This window comes from Streptomyces monomycini, assembly GCF_022271435.1.
Lineage (GTDB): Bacteria > Actinomycetota > Actinomycetes > Streptomycetales > Streptomycetaceae > Streptomyces > Streptomyces monomycini.
The window spans coordinates 583,515-605,931 of sequence record NZ_JAFIQY010000001.1; the positions used below are offsets into that span (position 1 = coordinate 583,515).

Consider the following 22,417-nt stretch of genomic DNA (forward strand, 5'->3'; position numbering starts at 1 on the left):
GCTGTAATTCCGAGTGCGGCCGGACGACTTCGAGCACCGTACGAGGGCGGGACGCGACACCCGGCGCGCGGGCCCGGCACCGGTCCGGCGCGCACGGCCGGGGCGGCCGCGGCGGCCCGCCCGTACCCCGACAGACACCCGAGGACCGCCCATGCCGAGCTGGCCGCAGGAGCCGACCGTGACGCCGTGCTGGAACGGGCGTCCCCTTTCCGTCGACGTTCCCGCCGACGTTCCCGTCGACGTTTCTGCCGACGGGCCCTCCGGTGTGCCTTCCGGCGCTTCCCCTGACGTTCCTCGCGGCGCCCCCTCCGACGCGGGCCGGCGCTCGGACCCGTACGCGGTACGGCTGACCGAGGCCAACCGCTCCGCGCTCGCCGACCTCTTCGCGTCGCTGGACATGCTGGAGAACCTGATCGGCCAGATCCGGGACCACGCGCACGACACCGTGGCGGGTGCCCACACCTGTCTCGCCCAGTCCCTGCACCACGTGCAGACCAGCCTGGCGACCGTGGAGGCACTCGACCAGCTGGCCCGCCGGCTGCGACCCCGGCCGGCGCCGCCGCACGAGAGCGGCAGGGCCTGAGCGGAGCCGCGCCGGGGCGGGCCGTTCAGCGGTCAGCCGCCCCGGAGGCGGCCCGTTCACCGGCCGGCGGTCAGTCCCGGCCCGCGCGGAGCTCGCTCCAGTCCAGCAGTTCGTTGGCCTCGCGCTCCGTCTCCTTGGCCAGCTGGCGCACCTGCGCCAGGACATCGCCGTGCTCCTCGATGAGGCTTTCGTAGATCGGTGGGCCGGCGGGCAGGCGGGCAGCGGTCATGTGGGGTCAGTCCTCGAACCATTCAGCCGCACCGTCCCCCGCCCGCGGCGGGAGTGCGTGTGCGGAAACTACAACGACGCCGGAACTGCGGGCGGTGCGCGGGTCAGACGGTGAGGAGAGAGTCCTCCCGTACGCCTGTGCCGGGCAGCCGGTGCCCGGCCGCGACCAGTGCCGCATCAACATCCTTCGTTCCGGTGGAAATGCACAGCGAGTAGGCGAGATCGTCCATCCTCCCGCGCAGCTCAGGACTGCCGTCCTCAGCACGCAGCACCCGGTGTCTCGTACTGCCCGACGAGGTTACCCAACACCACCGGGTGCGCCAACAACATCGTTTTCCCCTTTCGTCACATGATCGCCGTCATGCGCCGCGGCGGCTACCCGACTCCCGGCACTCCATGCGTCACGGAGAAGGAGATACATCACACGCCTCACAGCACACCCCGGGTCCCGCGCGTCCCGCACACCGGACGCGCCGCACCCGCGATGCTGGCAGCCGACGTACACGACAGCGACGTACCAGCGAAGGGAGCCCGGACATGCGCATCGATCTCTCCGGACGGACGGCCGTGGTGACGGGTTCGTCCCAGGGCATCGGCCACGCCATCGCGACCGGCCTCGCACGGTCGGGGGCGGACGTGGTGCTGACGGGGCGCCACTCCGGACGGCTCGACGAGGCCGCCGGACAACTGCGCGACGCGGTGCCCGGCGCCACCGTGCGCGGTGTCGCGGCCGATCTCGCCACCGAGGCCGGCGCGCGGGCCCTCCTGTCGGCCGTGCCGCACACCGACATCCTCGTGAACAATCTCGGCATCTTCGGCGCGCGCCCGGCCCTGGAGATCACGGACGACGAGTGGCGCACCTACTTCGAGACCAATGTGCTCAGCGCCGTCCGGCTGATCCGGCTGTACCTGCCGGGCATGAAGGAACGCGGCTGGGGACGCGTGCAGAACATCGCCAGTGACTCCGCGGTCGTGGTGCCCGCCGAGATGATTCATTACGGGATGTCCAAGACGTCCCTGCTGGCCGTCGCGCGGGGCTTCGCCAAGGAGGCCGCCGGGACGGGCGTCACCGTCAACTCCGTGATCGCCGGGCCGACGCACACCGGCGGTGTCGAGGACTTCGTATATCAGTTGGTCGACCGCGATCTTCCGTGGGACGCTGCGCAGCGCGAGTTCATGCGGAAGCACCGCCCACAGTCGCTGCTGCAACGCCTCATCGAACCCGAGGAGATCGCCAGCATGGTCGTGTACCTCAGTTCGCCGCAGGCGTCGGCGACCACGGGCGGCGCGCTGCGCGTCGACGGCGGATACGTGGACTCGATCCTGCCCTGACACCACCGACCGCAGAGGGATGGACGCCCGAGATGCCCGACACCCACCACGATCAGCGCCAGGCGGCCGACGGCGGCGCCGGGAGCCGGTTCGCCGGCCGGCTCCGCGAACGGACCACCGTGCTCCGCACCCTCGACCCCGAGGAGCCGCTGGACGACCTGGAGCCGCTGCGGGCGCTCATCGGTGACGCGCGGGTCGTCGCGCTCGGCGAGAACTCCCATTTCATCGAGGAGTTCGGCCTGGCTCGCGAGCGGGTGCTGCGCTTCCTCGTACAGCGCTGCGGTTTCACCGCCCTGGCTTTCGAGTTCGGCTTCAGCGAAGGCTTCGCGCTGGACGCGTGGGTCCAAGGGCAGGGCGCCGAGGAGGACTTCGCACGGCAGACCGCGGCGGCCATTCCCATCGGGCTGTCGGGGCCGCTGCACTGGCTGCGCCGCTACAACCGGACCGCGACCCTGCCCGTGCGGTTCACCGGTGTCGACGTCCCCGCGGCCGGGGGCTCCCTGCTCCCGGCCCTGGCGCCGCTCGCCGCATACCTCCGCGAGGTCGATCCGGACGGCCTGCCGCTCGTGCAGGACGCCATGAAGACCGCCGAACGGTTCGGCGCCACCTCCATGGCACTCGCCGCACCCGCCTGGTCCCGGCTGGACACCCACGAGCAGGACGCCCTGAGCGCGACGCTGATCCGCCTGCGTATCAGGCTGCGCGCCATGGAACCGCTGTACGTCGAGCGCGGCGGCCGACGCGGGTACGACATCGCGCTGCGCCGCGCCGAGGCGGCGTGCCACACCGACCACCAGTTCCGCGCCATGGCCGCGCTGTACGCGGGCGGCGGCTCCCCGGCCGACACCTCGTCCCGTGAGGTGTTCATGGCCGACTCGGTCCGGTGGCTCCTGGACCGCTCGGCGCCCGGCACCCGCGTCGTGCTCCCCGCGCACAACGCCCACATCCAGCGGACGACGATCTCCTTCGACGGCCGCCTCACGGGGCTTCCCATGGGCCTGCACCTGAGCCACGCGCTGGGTGAGGACTACTTCGCCCTCGGCATGACCAGCGTGCGCGGCCGGACCGCCGAGATGCACCTGGACGAGAACACCGCCTTCGGCTTCCGCGTCGAGGACACCGCGCTCGGCACGCCGGAACCCGGCAGCGTCGAGGCGGCTTTCGAGGAGGCGGGGCTCGGGTCCGCCATCGGTCTGGCCGGACTGCGGGAGTTGCGGGGCACGGACGGCTCCGGCGGCCCGGACCGCATCCGTATGCAGAGCGGCTACGTGCAGACCCCCGTGGCCGAAGCCTTCGACGGCATCCTGAGCGTCCCGGCCTCCACCGTGGTCGACGACCTCGGCCTCTGACCGCCGCCCCCGCTCCGGCCGCCCCGGCCTGCCTCGATGCCGGGACAGCGGCCGGGCGCGGGCGGCACAGTGGAAACCGGTGGCCCGTGCGGGACTTGTCGGGGAGTGAGGCCGTATGACGTACCGGCTGGTGATGGCACGTGAGGCACGGAGCCGGCTGAACGCCTTGCGCCGCGACGACGCCCGGGCGGCCCGGCTCGTCGGGGAGGCGGTCACCGCGCTCCTGGAGCAGGGTACGCGGCTGGGGCCTCCCCTCGTGGTGCCGGTCGGGGCCACTCTGCGGGCGGGCGAGCCGCGGGAGGCCCTGGACTACTGGTACCAGCGCCAGCTCTTCCTGCTGCTCAAGGTGCGGCGGGCGGTGGTCGAGGTGGCGGCGTGCCGCCGTCGAATCGACCACCACGCCACCGAGTTGACGAAGCAGGCCCGGCGGCTGGCCGACCTGGGGGCACGGGCCGCCGCGTCGGGCCGGGCGGACCTCGCGCAGCAGGCGAAGGACCGCTGGACGGCGGTGCGGCACCAGCAGGTGCTGCTCGGCCAGTCGCGTGCCGACGTCCGCGAGCGGGAGGCCGCTCTGCTCGGGATCAGCCGCCGGGTGCAGAACCAGGTCGACGTCTTCCGGTCCCGCAGAGCGGGGGTGGAGGCCGTCCAGCAGGCCGGGCGTGCCCAGCAGGGCGTCCACGAGGCGTGCGGCGCGGCGGACGGGGAGGCCGGCGCGGACGCGGCTTCGTGCGCCGCGGCGGACGGCGCGGTCTCCAGGGCCCGCGCCGTGGCCCGCGACATGGTCGCCGAGGCCGAACGGCTGGAGCGTGCGCTCCAGGAGCCGCTGGGCGACCGGCCACCGGAGACGGAGCTGTACGAGCTGCGGCTCTGCGCGCTCATGGGCCGGGACCTGCGGGTGCTGTGCACCATCGAGACCGGGGAGGCCGCCGGGGGCGCCGGAGCCGCCGAGGCCGTGGTGCTGCTCGCCGTGGCCGCGGACCGCGCACCGTGGTGGGAATGGTACGAGTACGCCCTGCCGCTGGCCCGCGAGCGCCTGGCCAGGCGGAAGTCGGCGGGCCGGGAGCCCGGCGCGGAGGACGAGACCTTCTGCGGCGGCCGGGGCCTCCTCCTCGACTTGTACCCCGGCCGGGACGAGGAGCGGCACCGCGGCGCGGCACTGCTCATGGCGCGGAACCGGGGGCGGCGGCTGGCATCGGTACGCCGCCACCGGGGGCTGACGCAGGAGCAGCTCGCCGTGCGGATGGGTGTTCCGGCCGCGCGGGTGGCGGCGGTCGAGGAGGGCGGACCGGGCAGCGTCGAGGTGCACACCCTCGCGGCCTACGTGGCGGCCCTGAGCGGCCGGCTGGAGATCGTCGCGGATTTCGACACGGAGCGGCTGGTGCTGGGCTGAGCCCCCGGACGGCCGTGGGCGGCCTGAGCGGTTCCCGACGGTACGTCACGGGCCGGATCGGGTGCGTCCGCGTACCGGGGCCGGAGTCCGCGTACCGGCGAACGGGCGCGCCGCGGAGGCGAACGGGCCGGAGTGTGGCGCCGTGGCCCGTGACGACGGGGCACGGGCGGGCCGAAGCGGGCGGGTTTTACGCCATGACGGGCATCGGAACGCGCCCTTCTGCTTGCTATAAACCTGGTGCCGGGCAGAAACGGGCAGGACGATGACCGAACGGAACGCCGTGGAACCGAGGGAACCGAGCAGGAGTGCGCCGTGAGAGCCGAGGAACGCCAGCACCGCATCCTCGTCCTGGCCCGCCAGGCGGGCCGGGTGGATGTCACGGACGTCGCCGGGGAGTTCGGGGTGGCACGCGAGACCGTCCGGCGGGACCTGAGCGAGCTGGAGCGGCGCGGTCTGGTCCGGCGCACCCACGGGGCCGCGTACCCGGTGGAGAGCGCGGGTTTCGAGACGACGCTGGCCCGGCGGGAGACCCAGCAGGTGGCGGAGAAGCGGCGGATCGCGGCGGCCGCGGCGCAGCTCGTCGGCGAGGCCGAGACCGTGTTCGTCGACGAGGGGTACACACCGGAGCTGCTGGCGATGCTGCTGCCCACCGACCGGCCGCTGACGGTGGTGACCTCCTCGCTGCGCACCGCGTCGCTGGTCTCCGCGTCCGACACGACCACCGTGCTGCTGCTCGGCGGGCGGGTGCGGTCCGGCACCCAGGCGGCGGTGGGTTCCTGGGCCCGGGACATGCTCGCCGGGTTCGTCATCGACCTGGCGTTCCTCGGCGCGAACGGGGTGTCGCGGGAACACGGCCTGACCACCCCCGACCCGGCCGTCGCCGATGTGAAGGCGCAGGCCGTGCGGTCGTCGCGGCGGCGGGTGCTGATCGGGGTGCACAGCAAGTTCGGGGCGAGCAGTTTCTGCAAGTTCGCCGCCGTACGGGACCTGGACACGATCGTCACGGACACCGGGCTGTCCGCGCCTGAGGCCCACCGGTACACCCTGCTGGGCCCGCAGGTGCTGCGGGTCTGACGCCGGTACGCGCCACACGCACACCACACGCACCACACGCCGTACACACACCACGCGCGAGGAGCACACGCCGTCCCGTACAGGCGTGCGCTCCGGGCGCGCGGTCCACCGTGCGCGCGGACCCGCGCCGTCGCGCGCCCCGGGCCGCTCTTTCGGAGCGTTCCCGGCCTTCCCCCAGCCCCCAGCAGAGAGGTGTCGAGCCGTGCGAGCACGATCTCCCGGAAGGACCGGCCGGCCACGGCGGCCCTTCCCCCCGACCGGACGGCGTGGTCCGCTGGGCCTGGCGGCCGTCGTGACGGCCGTCTCCCTGGCCCTCGGGGGCTGTTACCGGGGCGCCGGTGCCCTGGGCAACGAGGGCCGGGACACGATCAACGTCCTGATGGTGAACAACCCGCAGATGGCGGACCTGCAACGGCTGACCGCCGAGCACTTCACCAAGAACACCGGCATCAAGGTGAACTACACCGTGCTGCCCGAGGACGACCTGCGCGACAAGATGAGCCAGGACTTCTCCAGCCAGGCCGGCCAGTACGACGTGGCCAGCCTGAGCAACTACGAGACGCCCATCTACGCCCGCAACGGCTGGCTGACCCCGCTCGGCGACCGCGCCGCACGGGACACCGGGTACGACCAGGCGGACCTGCTCGCCCCCGTACGGAAGTCGCTGACCGCCGCCGACGGGAAGGTCTACGCGCAGCCGTTCTACGGGGAGTCGTCCTTCCTGATGTACCGCAAGGACGTGCTGCGGGACCTGGGGCTGACGATGCCCGGGAAACCCACCTGGAAGCAGGTCGCGGCGCTCGCCGCGAAGCTCGACGGCGCGCGCCCGGGCATGAAGGGCATCTGTCTGCGCGGCCAGCCCGGCTGGGGGCAGCTCGCGGCGCCGCTGACCTCGGTGGTGAACACCTTCGGCGGCACCTGGTTCACCAAGGACTGGCAGGCCCGGGTGAACAGCCCGGAGTTCACCGCCGCCACCCGCTTCTACGTCGGTCTGCTGCGTACGCACGGGCAGGCGGGCGCCCCGCAGGCCGGGTACACCGAGTGCCTGAACGACATGCAGCAGGGCAAGGTCGCCATGTGGTACGACGCGACCGCCGGCGCCGGTTCGCTGGAGAGCGGCGATTCCAAGGTCGCCGGAAAGGTCGGTTACGCGCCCGCGCCGGTCGAGCGGACCGCGAGCTCGGGCTGGCTCTACACCTGGGCGTGGGGCGTGCAGAAGGCCAGCACCCACCAGGACGCGGCCTGGAAGTTCATCTCCTGGGCCTCCGGCAAGGACTACGAGCGGCTGGTGGGCGAGCGGCTGGGCTGGTCGAAGGTACCGGCCGGCAAGCGCGCCTCCACCTACCGCGACCCCGACTACCTGCGGCACAGCGGGGCGTTCGCCGCCGCGACGAAGAACGCGATCAGCTCGGCCCGGCCCGACGACCCGGGGGTGCAGCCGCGGCCCGCGCCCGGCATCCAGTTCGTCGGCATCCCCGAGTTCTCGGACCTGGGCACCAAGGTCTCCCACGAGGTCAGCTCGGCGATCGCGGGACGGCAGAGCGTCTCCGAGGCGCTCGACAAGAGCCAGCGGCTGGCAGAGGAGGTGGCCCGTGCCTACCAAGAGCGTTGAGACGCGCGACGAGCCCGGCGGCCGGAGCGACACCCGGCGGCCGAGCGGCGCGACACGTTCCCGCGGGGGCGCGGGAACCGCCCGGCGCGCCGCGGGCTGGGCCCGTCGCGCCCCGCTGCTGCCCGCCCTGGTCTTCCTGGTGGTGGTGACCCAGCTCCCGTTCGTGGCCACCGTCGTCATCTCCTTCACCCGGTGGAACGCGCTGGCCCCCGACAACAAGGGCTTCGCGGCCCTCGACAACTACAAGGCCGTCTTCACCGATCCCGCGATGCGCTCGGCCATCTGGACCACGGTCCTGCTGACCGTGACCGTCGTGCTGGTCAGCCTCGTCCTGGGCCTCGGCCTGGCACTGCTGCTGGACCGGAGGTTCTGGGGCCGCGGTGTCGTCCGTACGATGCTGATCACCCCGTTCCTGGTCGTGCCGGTCGCCGCCGCGCTGCTGTGGAAGCACGCGCTCTACAACGCCTCGTACGGGCTGATCAACGGCACGCTGACCTGGGTATGGAAGCTGTTCGGCAGCGCCGACCCGCCGCAGCCGGACTGGATGACCGCCTCACCGCTGGCGGCCGTCGAGGTGTCGCTGATCTGGCAGTGGACGCCGTTCATGATGCTGATCCTGCTGGCCGGGCTGCAGAGCCGGCCCGCCGACGCGGTCGAGGCGGCCCGGGTCGACGGCGCCTCCGCCTTCGACGTGTTCCGCTACCTCACCCTGCCCCACCTGCGCCGCTACCTGGAGCTGGCCGCCCTGCTCGGCACCGTCTACGTGGTGCAGAACTTCGACGCGGTGTTCACCATCACCTCGGGCGGCCTGGGCACCGCCAACCTCCCGTACACCATCTACCAGACCTTCTACCAGGCCCACGACTACGGACGGGCCTCCGCGCAAGGCGTCGTGGTCGTCGTCTGCTCCCTGCTGGTGGCGACGTTCGCGCTGCGCACCGTCTCGTCCCTGCTCCGTGAGGAGGTCACCCGATGAGCGCGAGCACGGTACGGGGTGTCGCGCCCGCCGAACGGCGACGGCGGCGCACCGGAAGTCTGCTGGGCCTGGCGGCCTGGCTCTGCGGCATCGCCTTCTTCCTGCCGGTGGCGTGGATGGTGCTCACCTCCTTCCACAGCGAGACGGACGCGGCGGCCAACCCGCCGAGCGTCGGCGCCGGGCTGACGCTGCACGGCTACCGCGAGTTCTTCGGGGCGGGCACCGGCATCAGCCCCTGGCCGCCGCTGATCAACTCGCTGACGGCCTCGGTCGCCTCCACCCTGCTGGTGCTGGCGCTCGCCGTCCCGGCGGCGTACGCGCTCTCCATCAAGCCGGTGCGCAAGTGGAGCGACGTCCTGTTCTTCTTCCTGTCCACCAAGATGCTGCCGCTGGTGGCCGGGCTGCTGCCGGTCTACCTGATCGCGCAGAACACCCGGATGCTGGACAGCATCTGGCTGCTCGTCATCCTCTACACCTCGATGAACCTGCCGATCGCGGTGTGGATGATGCGGTCCTTCCTGGCCGAGGTGCCGGTGGAGATGCTGGAGGCGGCCTCCATCGACGGTGCCGGGCTGCCGACGACGCTGGTGCGCATCGTCGCGCCGGTCGCGCTGCCCGGCATCGCGGCCACCGCGCTGATCTCGTTCATCTTCAGCTGGAACGAGCTGCTGTTCGCCCGGGTGCTCACCGGCATCGTCGCCGGGACCTCACCGGTCTTCCTGACCGGGTTCGTGACCAGCCAGGGCCTGTTCCTGGCCAAGGTGTGCGCCGCCGCCACCGTGATCTCCCTGCCGGTGCTCGCCGCCGGATTCGCCGCCCAGGACAAGCTCGTCCAGGGCCTCTCGCTAGGAGCCGTGAAATGAAGGCCGCAGTCATCAGCGCCCCGGGCCGGGTCGAGGTCACCACCGTCGCCGATCCGGCGCCCGGGCCGCGGGAAGTCGTCGTGGACGTCGCGGGCTGCGGGCTGTGCGGTACCGATCTGCACATCCTCCAGGGCGAGTTCGCGCCGATGCTGCCCGTGGTGCCCGGACACGAGTTCGCCGGCACGGTCGTCGCCACCGGGGCTGAGGTCACCGGGCTGACCGAGGGCGACCGGGTCGCCGTCGACCCCTCCCTGTACTGCTACGCGTGCCACTACTGCCGTATCGGCCGCAACAACCTGTGCGAACGGTGGGCCGCCATCGGGGTGACCACGGCCGGCGGTGCCGCCGAGTTCGCCGTCGCGCCGGCTGCGAACTGCGTCAGGCTGCCCGAGCACGTACGGACCGAGGACGCGGCGCTCATCGAGCCGCTGTCCTGCGCCGTACGAGGCTACGACATCCTGCGCTCGCAGCAGCTCGGCACCCATGTGCTGATCTACGGGTCCGGCACGATGGGGCTGATGATGCTCGAACTCGCCAAGCGCACCGGGGCGGCGGGCGTCGACGTCGTCGACGTCAATCCGCAGCGGCTGGCCACCGCGCGGCAGCTGGGCTGCGGCAACGCGGCGGCCTCCGCAGACGAGCTGGACCGGCCGCGCGGCTGGGACGTGGTCATCGACGCCACCGGCAACGAGCGCGCCATCCAGGACGCGCTGGGCCGCGTCGGCAAGGGCGGTACGTTCCTCCAGTTCGGTGTCTCCGACTACGCGGCGCGCGCCGTGATCGAGCCGTACCGGATCTACAACCAGGAGATCACCATCACCGGTTCGATGGCGGTCCTGCACAGCTACGAACGGGCCGCCGAGCTCTTCGCCGCGGGCGTCCTGGCCCCGGAGGTCTTCATCAGCGACCGGCTGCCGCTGGACCGGTACGCGGAAGCGCTGGACCGCTTCAAGGCGGGGCAGGGACGGAAGATCCTGGTCACTCCCTGATCCTGGTCGTGCCCTGATCCTGGCCACGTTCTGAACCTGGTCACGCCCTGATCCGGGGCCGGCCGGCGCGCGGGGCCCCTCGCCGGGGCCCCGGAGCGGGCCAACCGGGGGATTGACGGGGGCCGATCACCGTCGGCGCGCACGTCCTGAAGCTCGGGGTGCGAATGGTGTTGGAGCCTGGACGCGAGGCCGGGACCATGGGGCCCTGCCGACCGATCCGTACGGCACGCGGACGAGAGGACGCCGATGGACCACGCCACGCCGCACGCGGGCCCGGGGCACGTCCGCGCGTTCGCCCCCGGGGACGTGGCCCCGCTCGTCGCCGCGTGGGCCCGCGGCGCTCCGTACGACCCCGTGACGCCGGAACGTTTCCGCCTTCAGGTGCTGCTCGACCCGAACTTCGATCCGGCGGGTCTGCACGTGGCCGTGCGGGACGGTGCGGTGGTCGGGGCCGCGTACGGGGTGCGCCGGACCGTCGCGACGGCCGGCGGCGATCTGGAGCCGGAGCAGGGCTGGGTGCCGTTCTTCTTCGTGGACCCGGCCGTCCGCCGCGCCGGGCTCGGGCGCCGGCTGCTCACCGGGGTGCTCGACTGGCTCGCCGGGCACGGCCGTACCCGGGTGGACTTCGCCTCGTACACACCGCACTACTTCCTGCCCGGTCTGGACCGTGCCGCCTACCCGGACGCCGCCCGGCTGCTGGCGAAGCTGGGTTTCCGGCCCCGGGGCGAGGCCGTCGCGATGGACCTCGGACTGGTCGGCCACCGGATGCCCGACGCGGTGCGCGAGCGGGCCGCCGCGCTGGCCGCCGAGGGCTACCGCTTCGGCACACCGCGGGACGACGATCTGGTGGGGCTGCTGCGGCTGGCCGGGGACGAGTTCGGCCCCGACTGGCCGTGGGCGATCCGCCGCGCCCTGGAGGGCGGGGCTCCGCTGGACCGCATCGTGACGGCGCACGACCCGTCGGGCCGGGTCGTGGGCTGGGCGATGCACGGGGCGTACGAGGGCCTGGCCGAACGGTTCGGGCCGTTCGGGGTGCGGGCGGACCAGCGCGGCACCGGCCTGGGCAAGGTACTGCTGCACCTGACGCTGGAGCGGATGCGGGCGGCGGGCGCGCACGGCGCGTGGTTCCTGTGGACGGGCGAGCGGAGCCCGGCCGGGCGGCTGTACAGATCGGCGGGGTTCGTCACGACCCGTACGTTCGAGATCCTGCGGCGGGAGGTACGGCCATGAGGCGGCGGCGGGTGCTGGCGGGGCTGGCGGGAGCGGCGGTGACGGCGGCGGGCTGCGGCGCCCCGGGCCGGAGCGGGAGCGGCCGCCCCGGCGACCCGGTCGTGCTGACGCTGCTGTCGCACTATGCGACGGAGCCGCTGGAGTCGGCGCTGCAACGGGCGGTCGACGCCTGGAACGCCGGGCACGACCGGGTGCATGTGCGGACCACGGCGGTCCGTTTCCAGGATCTGCTGACCACCTTGATGGTCCGGCAGGCCGCGGGGCAGGGCGCGGACATCATCCACCCGTACAGCCTGTGGGCCGGGCAGCTGGCGCAGGCCGGGGTGGTGCGGCCGGCACCGCCCGAGGACGCCGCCCGCATCGATCGTGGCTTCGCGCGCGCCGCGGTCCGGGCGGCCTCGGTGCGCGGCCGGATCATCGGCTACCCCACGGAGGTGCAGTCCTACGCGCTGTACTACAACAAGCGGCTGCTGCGCGCGGCCGGGGTGGACGGGCCGCCGCGCACCTGGCGGGAGCTGGAGGAGACCGCGTACCGGACCGCGCGGCGCGACCGGCACGGCAACACGCTCGTACAGGGTTTCGGGCTGTCGCGGACCGACGACGCGACCGTGGTGAACCAGACGCTGGCGCTGCTGGCCTCCCGCGGCGGATCGTTCCTCCAGGCGGACGGCTCGCGCAGTGCCCTCGGCTCCCCCGCCGGCCGGGCCGTCTTCGCGCTGGAACGCCGGCTGATCGACCGGGGCGCGAGCGACCCCGGCATCGACCTGATGAAAGCTTTCCCCGCGGGGCGGGTGGCGATGGCGGTCAGCGGCGGCTGGTGGACCGGCAGCCTGAAGCAGACCATGGGCCGGGACTACCGCGATGTCGCGGTGGCGCCGGTTCCGGGGCCCGCGCCCGGCAACCGGGGCACGGTCACCACCGGCTTCCTGCTGGGCGTCAACGCCAAGAGCCGGTATCCGCGGGAGGCCTGGGAGTTCCTGCGCTGGCTGAACGACGAGGTGGTGCCGGCCGGCCCGCGGGCGGGCCGGGCCGCCGCGGTGCGCGCCACCCGCATGAGCGTCCTGCAGATGTCGGTCGGCACGATGACCGGGCGCACCCGCGACATGCGGGGCCTGCTGGCCGCCGGCGGCGATCCGAACCTGGGCCCGTTCGTCGACGCGCTGGACTACGCCACGCCGGAGCCGAACGGGCCGCGCGCGCAGAAGGCGAAGGCGCTGCTGCGCAAGAACATCGAGCAGATGTGGACCGGCCGCCTGTCACCGGACGACGCCGTCCGCAAGGCCGTACACCAGGTCGACCAGGAGCTCTCCCGCTGACCCCACGCCCCGCCCCACGGGCCCCCACCCGTCGGCCCGCCCGTCCCGAAAGGCTGGTGCTGCATGGCGACAACGGTCGGAAGCGCGGACGAGGACGGGGACGGCGGGCGGGCCGGCACGGACGCCCTGGGCCGCGGTGACGAGGACGGCGGGCGGGCGGGCGTACGGGCGGCCGGCAGCCGCGCCGGCGCCGCCGCGCACCGGCGCCGCCGTCGGCAGACCGTCGTCGCCTACCTCTTCCTCACGCCCAGTCTGCTCTTCTTCGCGATCTTCCTCTTCCTGCCGCTGCTCTTCGCGGTGCTGCTGTCGCTGTCCCGCTGGGCGGGCTTCGACCTCGCCGACATACGGCCGGTGGGCACGGAGAACTTCGCCGCCCTCTTCGCCCGCGGCTCGTCCTTCCTGACACCGGTCCTGAGCAACACGCTGCTGTACGCGCTGGGCACCGTGGTCCTGGCGCTGACCGGCGCCGTACTGGTCGCCCACTGCATCACCAACCTGCGCTTCCAGGGCCTGTGGCGGACGCTGTACTTCCTGCCGATCGTCACCACCGTGGTCGCGGTCGGCAATGTGTGGAAGTACATGTACGAGCCGGGCGGCCTGGTCAACGGGGTGCTCAACGCGCTCGGCCTGCGCTCCGTGGCCTTCCTCCAGGACCCGGCGACGGCGCTGCCGTCGATCGTCGTGGTCCAGGCGTGGGCCTCCCTCGGCTCCGCGATCCTCGTCCTCACCGCGGGCCTGAAGGCGATTCCGCGCTCCTACTACGAGGCGGCGGAGCTGGACGGGGCCGGGCAGTTCACCGTCTTCACGCGCATCACGCTGCCGCTGCTGCGGCCGTCGCTGCTGTTCGTGTGCGTGACCCAGTTCATCACCGGGCTCCAGTCGTTCGCGCTGATCACCGTGATGACCGGCGAGGGCGGGCCGGGCGACGCGACCAGTGTCGCCGCCCTGGAGATGTACCAGCGGGCGTTCAAGTACGGGGACTGGGGTTCGGCGAGCGCGGCGGCCCTGGTGCTGTTCGTGCTGATCCTGGTGATCACTTTGGTGCAGTTGTGGCTGTTCCGGCGGAAGGGAGAGGACGCGTGAGACGGCGCAGGCGCTTCCCGTGGCTGTCGTACCTGCTGGTGGGGGTGGGTGCGGTGGTGACGGTGGTCCCGTTCCTGGACATGCTGCTGACCTCGTTCAAGGGGGCGGGCGAGTACGGCAGGCTCCCGTACCGCTTCCTTCCGGAAGCCTTCGAGCTGTCCAACTACCGGGAGGCGTTCGTCCGGCTCGATCTGCCGCTGCTGTTCCGCAACAGCGTCGTCGCCACCGCCGTGATCACCGGGTCGGTGCTGCTGACGTCCTCCCTGGCGGGGTACGCCCTGGCCAAGCTGCGCTTTCCCGGCCGGGACCTGATCTTCCGGCTGGTGCTGGCGACGATGATGTTCCCGCCGTTCGTCTTCTTCATCCCGCACTTCCTGATCCTCGTGCACTGGCCGCTGGCGGGCGGCAACGGGCCGCTCGGCGATGGCGGCGCGGGGCTGACGGTCAGCCTCGCCGCGCTGGTCATGCCGTTCCTGGTGTCCGGGTTCGGGATCTTCCTGATGCGGCAGTTCATCGTCTCTGTACCGGACGAGATGCTGGAGGCGGCCCGGATCGACGGCGCCGGGGAGTTCACGGTGTGGTGGCGCATCGTCGTGCCGCAGACCAAGCCGGTGGCCGTGACCCTCGCGCTGCTCACCTTCGTCAGCGCCTGGAACGAGTACATCTGGGCGCTGCTGGTGTCGACCGCGAATCCCCGTCTGATGACGCTGCCCGTGGGCATCCAAACCTTGCAGAGCTATCTGGACCCGAACCGCATGGTGCCCGTCATGATGGCCGGGCTCATGATGAGTGTGCTGCCCGTGCTGCTTCTGTTCCTCCTGTTGCAGAAGTACTACATCAGGGGTGTCATGCTCAGCGGCCTCAAGTAGGGCGGTGGCCGCGGTGCCGGGCGGTCAGGCGGTCAGGCGGTCAGGCGGTCAGGCGACCGTGCCGTCCTGCTGCTGCTCCTCGAAGGTGAGCAGCGGCCGGAGGGCGGGTACGGCGATCCCCGGCAGCAGGTACCGCCACAGGGTGGTGATCCGCTGGTGCAGGTCGGCCCGGCCGGTGGAGATCTGCGACAGCAGCTGGGTGCCGGAGTAGGAGCTGACCAGCACCCAGGCCAGCTCGTCCACGTCCACCGCCGGCAGCAGCTCCCCCTTGTCCCGGGCGGCGCTCAGCTGTCCGGCGAACTCCTGCACCCAGTACTGGTACGGGGCGTCGTCCTGGACACCGAACTCGCCCTGTTCGATCGCCAGCCGCACCCCGGCCCGCAGCGCCGGATTGGTCTGGAGCTGTCCGGCGAGGTACAGCGTGGTGTCGATCAGCCGTTGCAGGCCGTCCTCCCCGGACGGCAGCTCCAGTCCGTCTCCCTGCTCGACCATCACGGCGTGCGCGAGCGCCATCTTGGACGGGAAGTGGAAATACATGCCGCCCTGGGTGACCCCCGCCCGCTTCATGATCTTGCTGACACTCGCGCCGCTGAATCCGAACTCGTCGAACACCTCGGAAGCCGCCCGGAGAATAGCCTCTCGGGTCTTGACCGCCCGTTCCTGCACTGACCGCACCATTTCCCTAGGCAAACACGTGAATGGTACGAAGAAAACGCGAACCCTGCCGCATCGGTACCGGCCCCGCCCGAAATAAAGATCATTACGGGGGCCCGGCCGGAGACGGCGGTGCCGCGGTCCAACTGCGCAGGGCGGGCAGACGGCCGCCGCCGCGGCGACCGCCGCCGGACCCTCAGTCGCCGGGGTCGCCGCACAGGTGGTCCAAGGCGAACGCCCCGGCCCGGTCCTGCATCAGCCGTTCGGCCTCCAACTGCTCCAGCAGCTTCTTCAGGAGGCCGGGGTCCTGCGGGTCCTGCAAGAACTCCAGTACGGCCCGCTGGAACGCGCCCCGCAAGGTCGAGGGCATGGCGTCGGAGGCGTCGAAACAGATCTCGTCCGCCGCGTCGAAGAGTTTCTGCACCGCGGCGGTGCCGGCCGAGAGCCGGCCCCCGCCCGTGCTCCGGTCGGGGAACAGCGGGCGCTCCTCCGGTTTCGCCAGCCGGGCCCACACGTCACGGGCCGCCTGCGAGGTCAGCTCCCGCAGCAGGTCCCAGGCGGCGTCGCTCGGCCGGAAGACGGCCGCCATGTCGCCGGAGACCTCGAACGCCCGGGGGCCGGCCGGCAGCCCGGGGACGAACGTGCGGGTGGGGGCGGGCAGCACGTCGTCGCCGTAGTGCCGGCGGATGAAGGACCCCTGGTGCTCCAGGGTGCACTTGCCGCTGTTCAGGAGTCCGTACCGGCCGCCGCCCAGGCTCTCGAATTCGGTCGATATCGCCTCTTCGGCCGCTTTGGTCCCGTCCTGTGCGAGCACATCCCGCCACGCCTGCCAGGCCGACCTCACCTGCGGACTGGTCCAGGGCAGCTTGCCGGTGGCCCAGTCCTCGTACACGTTCGCGCCGTACTTCTGGAGCAGCAGGTCCTCGATCCAGTCCGTACCCGGCCAGCCGGACGTGGCGCCCGACGCCATGCCCAGGCACCAGCGGGGGTTCTCGGCCGCCTTGAGATCGCCGGGGCGGCTCCAGACGATGCTCTTGAGGTCCACCCGCACCGGCACCCAGTACGAGTGCCGCCGCCGCTTTCCCGTCACGTCCTCCAGCGTGATCTGCTGCGCCCACGGCCCCAGCGCCGATCCCGCCACGTCGTCCGCCAGCACCTTGGCGTCACCGTCACGCGCGTACTCGGCCAGCTCGCCCAGACCGTTGAGGATCGCCACGTCGGGCGGTGTCTTCGTGCGCAGCTGGGCCGACAGGGTCTCCCGCAGGGAGCGGGTGCCCTCGTACTCGTACGACTGTCCCGTGCGTCTGCCGATCTCCTTCAGCATCCCGACGAACGGAATCTCCTCGCCGTCCGTCCAGGGGCCCAGGACCACCACCGTCCGGTCCTGCCCGGTGGAGCAGCCCGCCGACACCAGGGCGGTCGTGATCAGCAGGCAGCAGGCCAGGGCCGGGCGCAGCAGCCGGCGCGTGCTTCTCATGCCTTCCCCCAGTCGATCTTCCAGTGTTCCCTGCCGTACCGGCGGAGCGTGAGGCCGCAGCCCACGGCGCCCGCCGCACCGACGGACAGGGCCAGTACGGACGCCCGCGCCCACCCGTCCGGGTGGGTGCCACGCAGTCTCTCGGCGAGTGCGGCGTCCGCCCGGTCGATCGCGGCATCGGGCCCGCGCGACGAGCCGGCCTGCCGCGTGCCGTCGCCGGACGGGCGGGGCACGGTGATCTGCCCGATCCCCGACACGGAACGCTCCACGTCCCGCTGGGCCCGCTGCTGCGCGGCGACACCGGACGACAGCACCACGAGCACCAGCAGGACGGGCAGGGCGTACAGCACCAGCAGCGGGCCGCGGACCCGCAGGCCGGCCCGTACGAAGTCGAGCAGGCCGACGAAGACGAAGACGAGGAGCAGCGTGGCCGGGAGCGCGACCGAGGCCGTGACGGCGAGCACGGTGTGACGGTCCCCCCGGTCGGCCACGGCGGCACGCAGGTCCTTCTCCAGGGCGTCGATGCGCTGGAGTACGGCGGTCGGGCCGGTGCGCAGCAGATCCGCCGCGTAGTCCATGCCCGCCCTGCGCAGCGGCGCGCTGTCGTGGTGGCTGCCGGCCCAGTCGATCCAGCCGTCGTAGGCGCTGACCAGGCCCGACACCACGCGGACCACCTGCTCCTGCGCCCTGCTCAGCGCTCCGGTCTGCACGGTGTTGTTGAGGCTCTGCGACGCCTTGGTCACCAGGGACGGATAGCGCTCGCCGAGCCCGACGAGGGCGGTCTGCGGCGGGGGGTCGTCGCCGCCGGTGCCGAGCCGTTGTTCGGCCTCCTGCTGCGCGAGGACCAGCGACACCCGGGCGTGCGCCAGGTCGACCAGCGCGGGGGCGTAGCGGTCGCGCAGCTCTTCGGTACGGCGGTGCACGTCGAAGTACGCCGTCCCCGCCAGGGCGAGCACCGTGAACATCAGGGCGGGCAGCAGCACCATGCGGCTGAACAGAAACTTCCCGGTGGGCCGCAGCGCTCCGCCCGCGTCACGGCCGGCCGACCAGTGCCACAGCGCACGGCCCGGCCCCCGCCGCCTCCCGCGGGCCCCGGGCCGGACGCCGGAGTCCTTCCCGCCGTGCTCGGCGGGCCGGGTGTCGGCGGGCGCGGGGCCAGTGGGTCCCGGATCGCCCGGGCCGGGCCGTCGCGGGCCCGGCCGGGGGCCGTCGTCGTGGTTCATCCCGGCCCCTCGGCCGTGGTGTCCTCGTACGTCCGGAGGCCTCCGCCGTCGAGCCGGAAACGCTTCCAGCGGTCCCGTCGGCGGGGGGCCTGGTCACCGCGCCGATGCCACGTGCCCATGGGGCGGGTGTGGTAGGAGTTGTCGAGCAGCGCCTTGGCCAGGTCCCGGTCTCGGGCCCGTTCGGCGGGCGGCATCTGGTCCAGGAGACGCCGGTAGCAGGCGGCGAGCTGATCGCGCAGTACGTCTTCCGTCGGCGGGACGGGGATCTTCTCGGCCTGGATGTCGGGCTCCGCGCAGAACGCCTCCAGCGGGCCGGGCAGGGCACCGGCGGGCGCGGTGGTCACGAGCAGGAGCAGCAGCTCCTGGAGGTCGGCGCGGAGCCGGTCCTGGGCGTGCCGGTCGGTCAGCCCCTCCTTCCGGGTGAGCCGGTGCAGGGCCACCCAGGCCTGCCGGGCCGCGGCGACGGTCGGCGGGCTGCCGTCGGCGGGCGGGGCGGCGAGGATGCGGACCATGGCCGTACGGGCGGCGGTGCGGTGCCGCGAGTCGGCGGGCACCGCTTCGAGGCAGTCGAGGGCGAGCTGGGGCTTGCCGGTGGCCAGGTGGATGCGGGCCAGGCCGAAGGCGGCGCCGCCGAGGGCGTGGTTGCGGTGCCACACCGCTCCGTACAGGGCCACGGCCTCCTTGGGATCGGCCAGGACCTCGTGGCAGTAGCCGAGGGCCAGTTTCGGCGCGTACTCCCCCGGGATCGCCTCGTTGACCAGGTCGAAGCAGGCCCGCGCGGCGTCCACCCGGTCGTGCACGAGGTGCAGCAGCCCCTCGTGCCAGTACAGCCGCCAGTCGAACTCGGCCAGTTCGCCGACGGAGGTACGGGCCCGGGCCAGCTCCGCCTCGGCGGCGGCCCGCTCCGCGACGGCCTCCTCCGGGTGGTCGCGGGCGATCTCCAGATGGAGCCGGCAGTGCAGCAGCGCCTTCTCCGGGGACTCCTTCCAGGCATCGCTCAGCTGGAGCAGGCCGACCGGGTCGTCGTAGGAGGTGCGGTGCAGTTCCGTCCAGTTGCCGTCGGCCACACTCGGCTTGGGCACCGGCAGGCCGAGGGCGACCTCGGCGGGGAACGGGGGCTCCGCCCGCAGCGCCCGTTTGACGTTGCCGCCCGTCCGCCACTGGCCGAGCGGCGGGGCCTTGCCCAGTTCGCCGTCGAGCGCCGCGGGCACCGGGGCGAAGAGCGTCGACGGCTCGAAGGCCGCCTCCTCGCCGAGCCGCAGCGAGCGCAGCTCCCGCAGCACGCCGCGGAGCTGGACGGACATCTCCCGGGCCGTGGCGAAGCGCTCCTCCGGCAGCTCGCCCGTGGCGCGGTTCAGCACCCTCCGCAGTGACTGGGTGCCGAGCCCCGGGGGTGCCTCGGGCACCCGGGCGACCAGTTCCTCCAGCACGGCGCCGGCCGCGAACAGATCGCCCGCGACGGTCAGTCCGGCGGCCCCGTGCGCCTCGGGCGCCGGGTACGTGACGGGTCCCGAGGTGCCGATCGGCCGTACGGCGGCCACATCGACGAGCTTGATGCCGGCGCCGCAGTGGATCACGTTCGTGAGCGAGAGGTCGCCGTAGACCAGCCCGCGCTCCTCGTGCAGGTAGGTGAGCGCGTCCAGGACGAGCAGTCCGTAGGCCGCGATGAACTCGTACACCCGGTGGTCGTGGAAGGGCTCGACGCGCTTCTCGATCTGTTCGGCGACCCATCGCAGCGGCGCTCCGTCGGCGAACTCCATCACGATGAAGCTGAGCTGGTCCTCCGAGGATCCCGGCCCCTTGGCGTAGTTGAAGACCTTGATGATCGACGGGTGGTTGAGGCCGACCAGCCGCAGGCGCTCCTGCACGGCGTTCTTCACCGCCTGCTCGTCGTCGGGGTCGTGCACCCCTTTGAGCGCCACGGGCCGGCCGGCCAGCATCCGGTCGCGGGCGAGGTAGACCTGGCCGTAGCTGCCCTGGCCGAGACGGCCGACGACCTGGTACTGCTGGTGCAGCAGCTGGCCGCGGACGAGAGCGTTCCGCCGCGTGGAAGTGGTCGTCGGTGCCGGGGCGGTCGTCGGTGCCAGGGCCGTCTCCGGTGCGGTGTCCGGCGGGCGGTACGGGCGGTAGGCGCCGGGCGCCTGCCCGGGGGCTGCCGGCGGGGGCGGATCCGCCGTCGGCAGGGGCGAGTCCGGCACCGGTAAGGGCGGGTCCGGCACCGGCGGGGGCAGGTCCGGCGGAGGTTCCGGCTCGACGAGGGCGTCCGGGTCGCCGACGGTGACGTGCGGCAGGTCGGTCAGCCCGTCGCCGGGCGGGAGGACGACGTACCCCCGCGGCGCGCGGGGCCGGTCGAGACGCTGCAGGGCCTCCTCGACGTCGATGCCGACACGGAACAGCTGGTACGCGGCGTCCGCGCTGTTGCGCAGGGTGCCGCCCTGGCGCAGCGCCGCCAGCCGGCCGGCGAGCCGGGGCTGCACCGGTACGTGTCCGCAGGCGGCCGCCGGCTGTCCCGTTGGCGGTCGTCGGTGCCGGCTCTCCAGGCCCGCCAGGACGTTCAGCCGCGCGGCGACGGCCTTCTCGTGGCGGTCGGCCCAGCCTTCGTCGAGGAGTTCGCCGACCACGCGGGCCAGCAGGGACGAGGACGGGTCGCGGAAGACGAGCAGCAGCCGGCTGTGGCCGCGGGCCAGCAGCGCGTGCAGCAGCGCCATGATCTCGCCGTCGGACGACCGGACCCGGTCGACGGAGAGGAAGGCGGCGGACAGGGGCGGGGCCTGCTCGGCGATCCGCGCGGTCATGGCGTCGGTGGTGTCGGGCGGCTCAGCCCTTTCGGGCACCCCCGCCCGGGCCGCGGTACGGCGGACCAGCTTCTCGGCCGTCCAGCCCGTCGCGTCCAGGGCCAGGTCGACCGAGCCGGCCCGCGGCTCCGTCGCACGGCCGCGCCGCAGCGACCACGGACCGCGCTCCCGGTCGGCCAGGACGAGCGCCGAGTGCAGGACGGACCGGGCCTCCGCGTCGCCGTCGGCGACGAAGGCCAGCTCCACGGGCTCCGCGGCCCCGGCCGGGCAGCCGCGCCCCAGGGTGGGCGCGCCCCGGCTCCCGTCCGGATACGCCGACGTCTCCCGCCGTGCTCCGGTGTACGGGTCCTTGCCCGTACCGGCCCGGGCGCCGGAATCCGTACCGGCCCGGATGCCGGTATCCGTACCGGCCCGGCTGCCGGGGACGGTACCGGCAGCCCGTCCCGCTGCGGTCTCCCGGCACGTGCCCCTGACCGTGCCGGCGCAGGTGGCCGGGCCGCCGGCGGCTCCGCCGTCGCCGAGCCAGCGGGCGATCCACCGGCCCAGCCCGAGCGCCTGGTCCCGGTCGGCCGCGCCGGGGACGAGCCGGATGGAACCCGACACGGCGCGGGCTCCGGTGGCGTGCAGCTTGATCTGCTCGTCGGCCAGGTGCCCCAGGACCGTATCGGTCGGGATCATGTACGCGTGGCTGGAGGGCACCGGGAACTGCACCGTGCCGTGCTGGTGCACCAGGATGCCGATGACGCCCCGCGTACGGGCGTGCACCACCCCGCTGCCGCTGAAGCCGTGCCGGACCACGTAGGGCGCCGTCTCCGGGTCGAGCTGCACCCACTCGGGACAGCGGCCCGGCCCGCCGCGCCCCATGAGCCGGGCGGTGATGTGCTCGCCGCCCGGGAGGTCCTTGGGATATCCGACGGTGTGCACCCGCTCACCCAGCGCCGGGACCTGCCGGTGCAGCACGGCGGGCTCCACCGGCGGCTCCTCGGCCAGCCGCAGCAGCGCGATGTCGGCGCCGAACTGCGCGGTGGGCGGCCGCAGATGGCGGGTGAGCACCTGTGCGGCGACCGGCCGGTGCCCCGCCGGCAGGGCAGCGGGAAATTCCGCGTACACGTCGGGCAGCGGCACCGGCGGGCCGGCCGGACGGCCACCGGCCGCGGCGGGCCGGCGGGCGGCCAGGACGACATGCGCGCAGGTGAGCACCAGCCCGCCGGGCAGCAGCACGCCCGCGCCGAGCGGCGGGGCGTCCCGGCGTCCCCCCTGGAACAGCCGGACCCGCCAACATCCGTCGCCTGAGTAGTGGTTGGAAGTTCCCCCGAGCTCCCTCATACTCCGAAACGATAGCCGCGGGCAGTGACAACCGCTCCCCGCCGTGTG

General features: G+C 73.1%; 18 protein-coding genes and 1 pseudogene. 13 read left to right on the forward strand and 6 right to left on the reverse strand.

Translation table 11 applies throughout. From position 1 onward, the window contains the following. Positions 1–151: 151 nt before the first annotated feature. Positions 152–583 carry a hypothetical protein gene (locus tag JXZ78_RS02430; protein WP_030018605.1) on the forward strand — a complete coding sequence of 144 codons (432 nt, stop codon included), beginning with the start codon at positions 152–154 and terminating at the stop codon, positions 581–583. Positions 584–653: 70 nt separating this feature from the next. Here the strand turns inward: JXZ78_RS02430 and JXZ78_RS02435 are convergent, their stop codons facing one another. Together JXZ78_RS02435 and JXZ78_RS02440 are read right to left on the reverse strand one after the other, a co-directional pair. Then, positions 654–812, reverse strand: a complete 159-nt coding sequence (locus JXZ78_RS02435) for a hypothetical protein (protein ID WP_167745392.1) — start codon at positions 810–812, stop codon at positions 654–656. A 103-nt stretch (positions 813–915) separates the two neighbouring features. Next, positions 916–1,141, reverse strand: a pseudogene (locus JXZ78_RS02440) (DUF5133 domain-containing protein). Between the two features lie 207 nt (positions 1,142–1,348). Between JXZ78_RS02440 and JXZ78_RS02445 the strand changes: the two are divergent. The 12 genes from JXZ78_RS02445 to JXZ78_RS02500 all read left to right on the forward strand — a co-directional run bounded on the left by JXZ78_RS02445 (position 1,349) and on the right by JXZ78_RS02500 (position 14,894). Then, positions 1,349–2,143: an SDR family NAD(P)-dependent oxidoreductase gene (locus tag JXZ78_RS02445; RefSeq protein WP_030018606.1), complete on the forward strand. Its 795-nt coding sequence runs from the start codon at positions 1,349–1,351 to the stop codon at positions 2,141–2,143. Between the two features lie 32 nt (positions 2,144–2,175). Continuing rightward, positions 2,176–3,492 (forward strand): erythromycin esterase family protein, encoded by a 1,317-nt coding sequence (locus JXZ78_RS02450; protein WP_050502171.1) that lies wholly within the window; start codon positions 2,176–2,178, stop codon positions 3,490–3,492. 115 nt (positions 3,493–3,607) lie between these two features. Then, a complete protein-coding gene (locus tag JXZ78_RS02455) occupies positions 3,608–4,882 on the forward strand; it encodes a helix-turn-helix domain-containing protein (protein ID WP_238782624.1) in 1,275 nt (424 codons plus the stop codon). A gap of 312 nt (positions 4,883–5,194) precedes the next feature. Then, positions 5,195–5,956: a DeoR/GlpR family DNA-binding transcription regulator gene (locus JXZ78_RS02460; RefSeq protein ID WP_030018608.1), complete on the forward strand. Its 762-nt coding sequence runs from the start codon at positions 5,195–5,197 to the stop codon at positions 5,954–5,956. A gap of 202 nt (positions 5,957–6,158) precedes the next feature. Continuing rightward, on the forward strand, positions 6,159–7,568 hold the full coding sequence (locus JXZ78_RS02465; RefSeq protein ID WP_372498385.1) for an ABC transporter substrate-binding protein: 1,410 nt from the start codon (positions 6,159–6,161) through the stop codon (positions 7,566–7,568). 115 nt (positions 7,569–7,683) lie between these two features. Further along, entirely contained in the window at positions 7,684–8,544 is an 861-nt protein-coding gene (locus JXZ78_RS02470; protein ID WP_106968708.1) for a carbohydrate ABC transporter permease, read from the forward strand. Further along, the gene (locus JXZ78_RS02475; protein ID WP_030018611.1) at positions 8,541–9,407 is read left to right on the forward strand and encodes a carbohydrate ABC transporter permease; all 867 of its coding nucleotides are present in this window, start codon (positions 8,541–8,543) and stop codon (positions 9,405–9,407) included. The genes JXZ78_RS02470 and JXZ78_RS02475 overlap by 4 nt, the downstream gene beginning before the upstream one ends. After that, positions 9,404–10,396 (forward strand): zinc-dependent alcohol dehydrogenase family protein, encoded by a 993-nt coding sequence (locus tag JXZ78_RS02480; protein ID WP_030018612.1) that lies wholly within the window; start codon positions 9,404–9,406, stop codon positions 10,394–10,396. Before JXZ78_RS02475 ends, JXZ78_RS02480 begins: the two co-directional genes overlap by 4 nt. A gap of 246 nt (positions 10,397–10,642) precedes the next feature. Further along, the gene (locus tag JXZ78_RS02485; RefSeq protein WP_050502172.1) at positions 10,643–11,626 is read left to right on the forward strand and encodes a GNAT family N-acetyltransferase; all 984 of its coding nucleotides are present in this window, start codon (positions 10,643–10,645) and stop codon (positions 11,624–11,626) included. Further along, positions 11,623–12,942, forward strand: coding sequence for an extracellular solute-binding protein (locus JXZ78_RS02490; RefSeq protein WP_030018614.1), 1,320 nt, complete (start codon positions 11,623–11,625; stop codon positions 12,940–12,942). The genes JXZ78_RS02485 and JXZ78_RS02490 overlap by 4 nt, the downstream gene beginning before the upstream one ends. 63 nt (positions 12,943–13,005) lie before the next feature. Next, a complete protein-coding gene (locus tag JXZ78_RS02495; protein WP_030018615.1) occupies positions 13,006–14,025 on the forward strand; it encodes a carbohydrate ABC transporter permease in 1,020 nt (339 codons plus the stop codon). Next, positions 14,022–14,894 carry a carbohydrate ABC transporter permease gene (locus JXZ78_RS02500; RefSeq protein WP_030018616.1) on the forward strand — a complete coding sequence of 291 codons (873 nt, stop codon included), beginning with the start codon at positions 14,022–14,024 and terminating at the stop codon, positions 14,892–14,894. Before JXZ78_RS02495 ends, JXZ78_RS02500 begins: the two co-directional genes overlap by 4 nt. Before the next feature lie 48 nt (positions 14,895–14,942). Here the strand turns inward: JXZ78_RS02500 and JXZ78_RS02505 are convergent, their stop codons facing one another. From JXZ78_RS02505 to JXZ78_RS40105, 4 genes are all read right to left on the reverse strand, one after another. After that, positions 14,943–15,572, reverse strand: a complete 630-nt coding sequence (locus tag JXZ78_RS02505; RefSeq protein ID WP_030018617.1) for a ScbR family autoregulator-binding transcription factor — start codon at positions 15,570–15,572, stop codon at positions 14,943–14,945. A gap of 172 nt (positions 15,573–15,744) precedes the next feature. Next, positions 15,745–17,025, reverse strand: coding sequence for a type 2 periplasmic-binding domain-containing protein (locus JXZ78_RS02510; protein ID WP_030018618.1), 1,281 nt, complete (start codon positions 17,023–17,025; stop codon positions 15,745–15,747). Next, positions 17,022–18,248: a GlnX family signal transduction membrane protein gene (locus JXZ78_RS02515; RefSeq protein WP_030018619.1), complete on the reverse strand. Its 1,227-nt coding sequence runs from the start codon at positions 18,246–18,248 to the stop codon at positions 17,022–17,024. Before JXZ78_RS02515 ends, JXZ78_RS02510 begins: the two co-directional genes overlap by 4 nt. Beyond that, the gene (locus JXZ78_RS40105) at positions 18,245–22,369 is read right to left on the reverse strand and encodes a tetratricopeptide repeat protein (protein WP_078624031.1); all 4,125 of its coding nucleotides are present in this window, start codon (positions 22,367–22,369) and stop codon (positions 18,245–18,247) included. Before JXZ78_RS40105 ends, JXZ78_RS02515 begins: the two co-directional genes overlap by 4 nt. Positions 22,370–22,417 lie beyond the last annotated feature (48 nt).

Coding starts and splice junctions, on each gene's coding strand:
- JXZ78_RS02430 (WP_030018605.1), top strand. CDS start 152: ATGCCGAGCTGGCCGCAGGAGCCGACCGTGACGCCGTGCTGGAACGGG.
- JXZ78_RS02435 (WP_167745392.1), bottom strand. CDS start 812: ATGACCGCTGCCCGCCTGCCCGCCGGCCCACCGATCTACGAAAGCCTC.
- JXZ78_RS02445 (WP_030018606.1), top strand. CDS start 1,349: ATGCGCATCGATCTCTCCGGACGGACGGCCGTGGTGACGGGTTCGTCC.
- JXZ78_RS02450 (WP_050502171.1), top strand. CDS start 2,176: ATGCCCGACACCCACCACGATCAGCGCCAGGCGGCCGACGGCGGCGCC.
- JXZ78_RS02455 (WP_238782624.1), top strand. CDS start 3,608: ATGACGTACCGGCTGGTGATGGCACGTGAGGCACGGAGCCGGCTGAAC.
- JXZ78_RS02475 (WP_030018611.1), top strand. CDS start 8,541: ATGAGCGCGAGCACGGTACGGGGTGTCGCGCCCGCCGAACGGCGACGG.
- JXZ78_RS02480 (WP_030018612.1), top strand. CDS start 9,404: ATGAAGGCCGCAGTCATCAGCGCCCCGGGCCGGGTCGAGGTCACCACC.
- JXZ78_RS02485 (WP_050502172.1), top strand. CDS start 10,643: ATGGACCACGCCACGCCGCACGCGGGCCCGGGGCACGTCCGCGCGTTC.
- JXZ78_RS02490 (WP_030018614.1), top strand. CDS start 11,623: ATGAGGCGGCGGCGGGTGCTGGCGGGGCTGGCGGGAGCGGCGGTGACG.
- JXZ78_RS02495 (WP_030018615.1), top strand. CDS start 13,006: ATGGCGACAACGGTCGGAAGCGCGGACGAGGACGGGGACGGCGGGCGG.
- JXZ78_RS02505 (WP_030018617.1), bottom strand. CDS start 15,572: ATGGTGCGGTCAGTGCAGGAACGGGCGGTCAAGACCCGAGAGGCTATT.
- JXZ78_RS02510 (WP_030018618.1), bottom strand. CDS start 17,025: ATGAGAAGCACGCGCCGGCTGCTGCGCCCGGCCCTGGCCTGCTGCCTG.
- JXZ78_RS02515 (WP_030018619.1), bottom strand. CDS start 18,248: ATGAACCACGACGACGGCCCCCGGCCGGGCCCGCGACGGCCCGGCCCG.
- JXZ78_RS40105 (WP_078624031.1), bottom strand. CDS start 22,369: ATGAGGGAGCTCGGGGGAACTTCCAACCACTACTCAGGCGACGGATGT.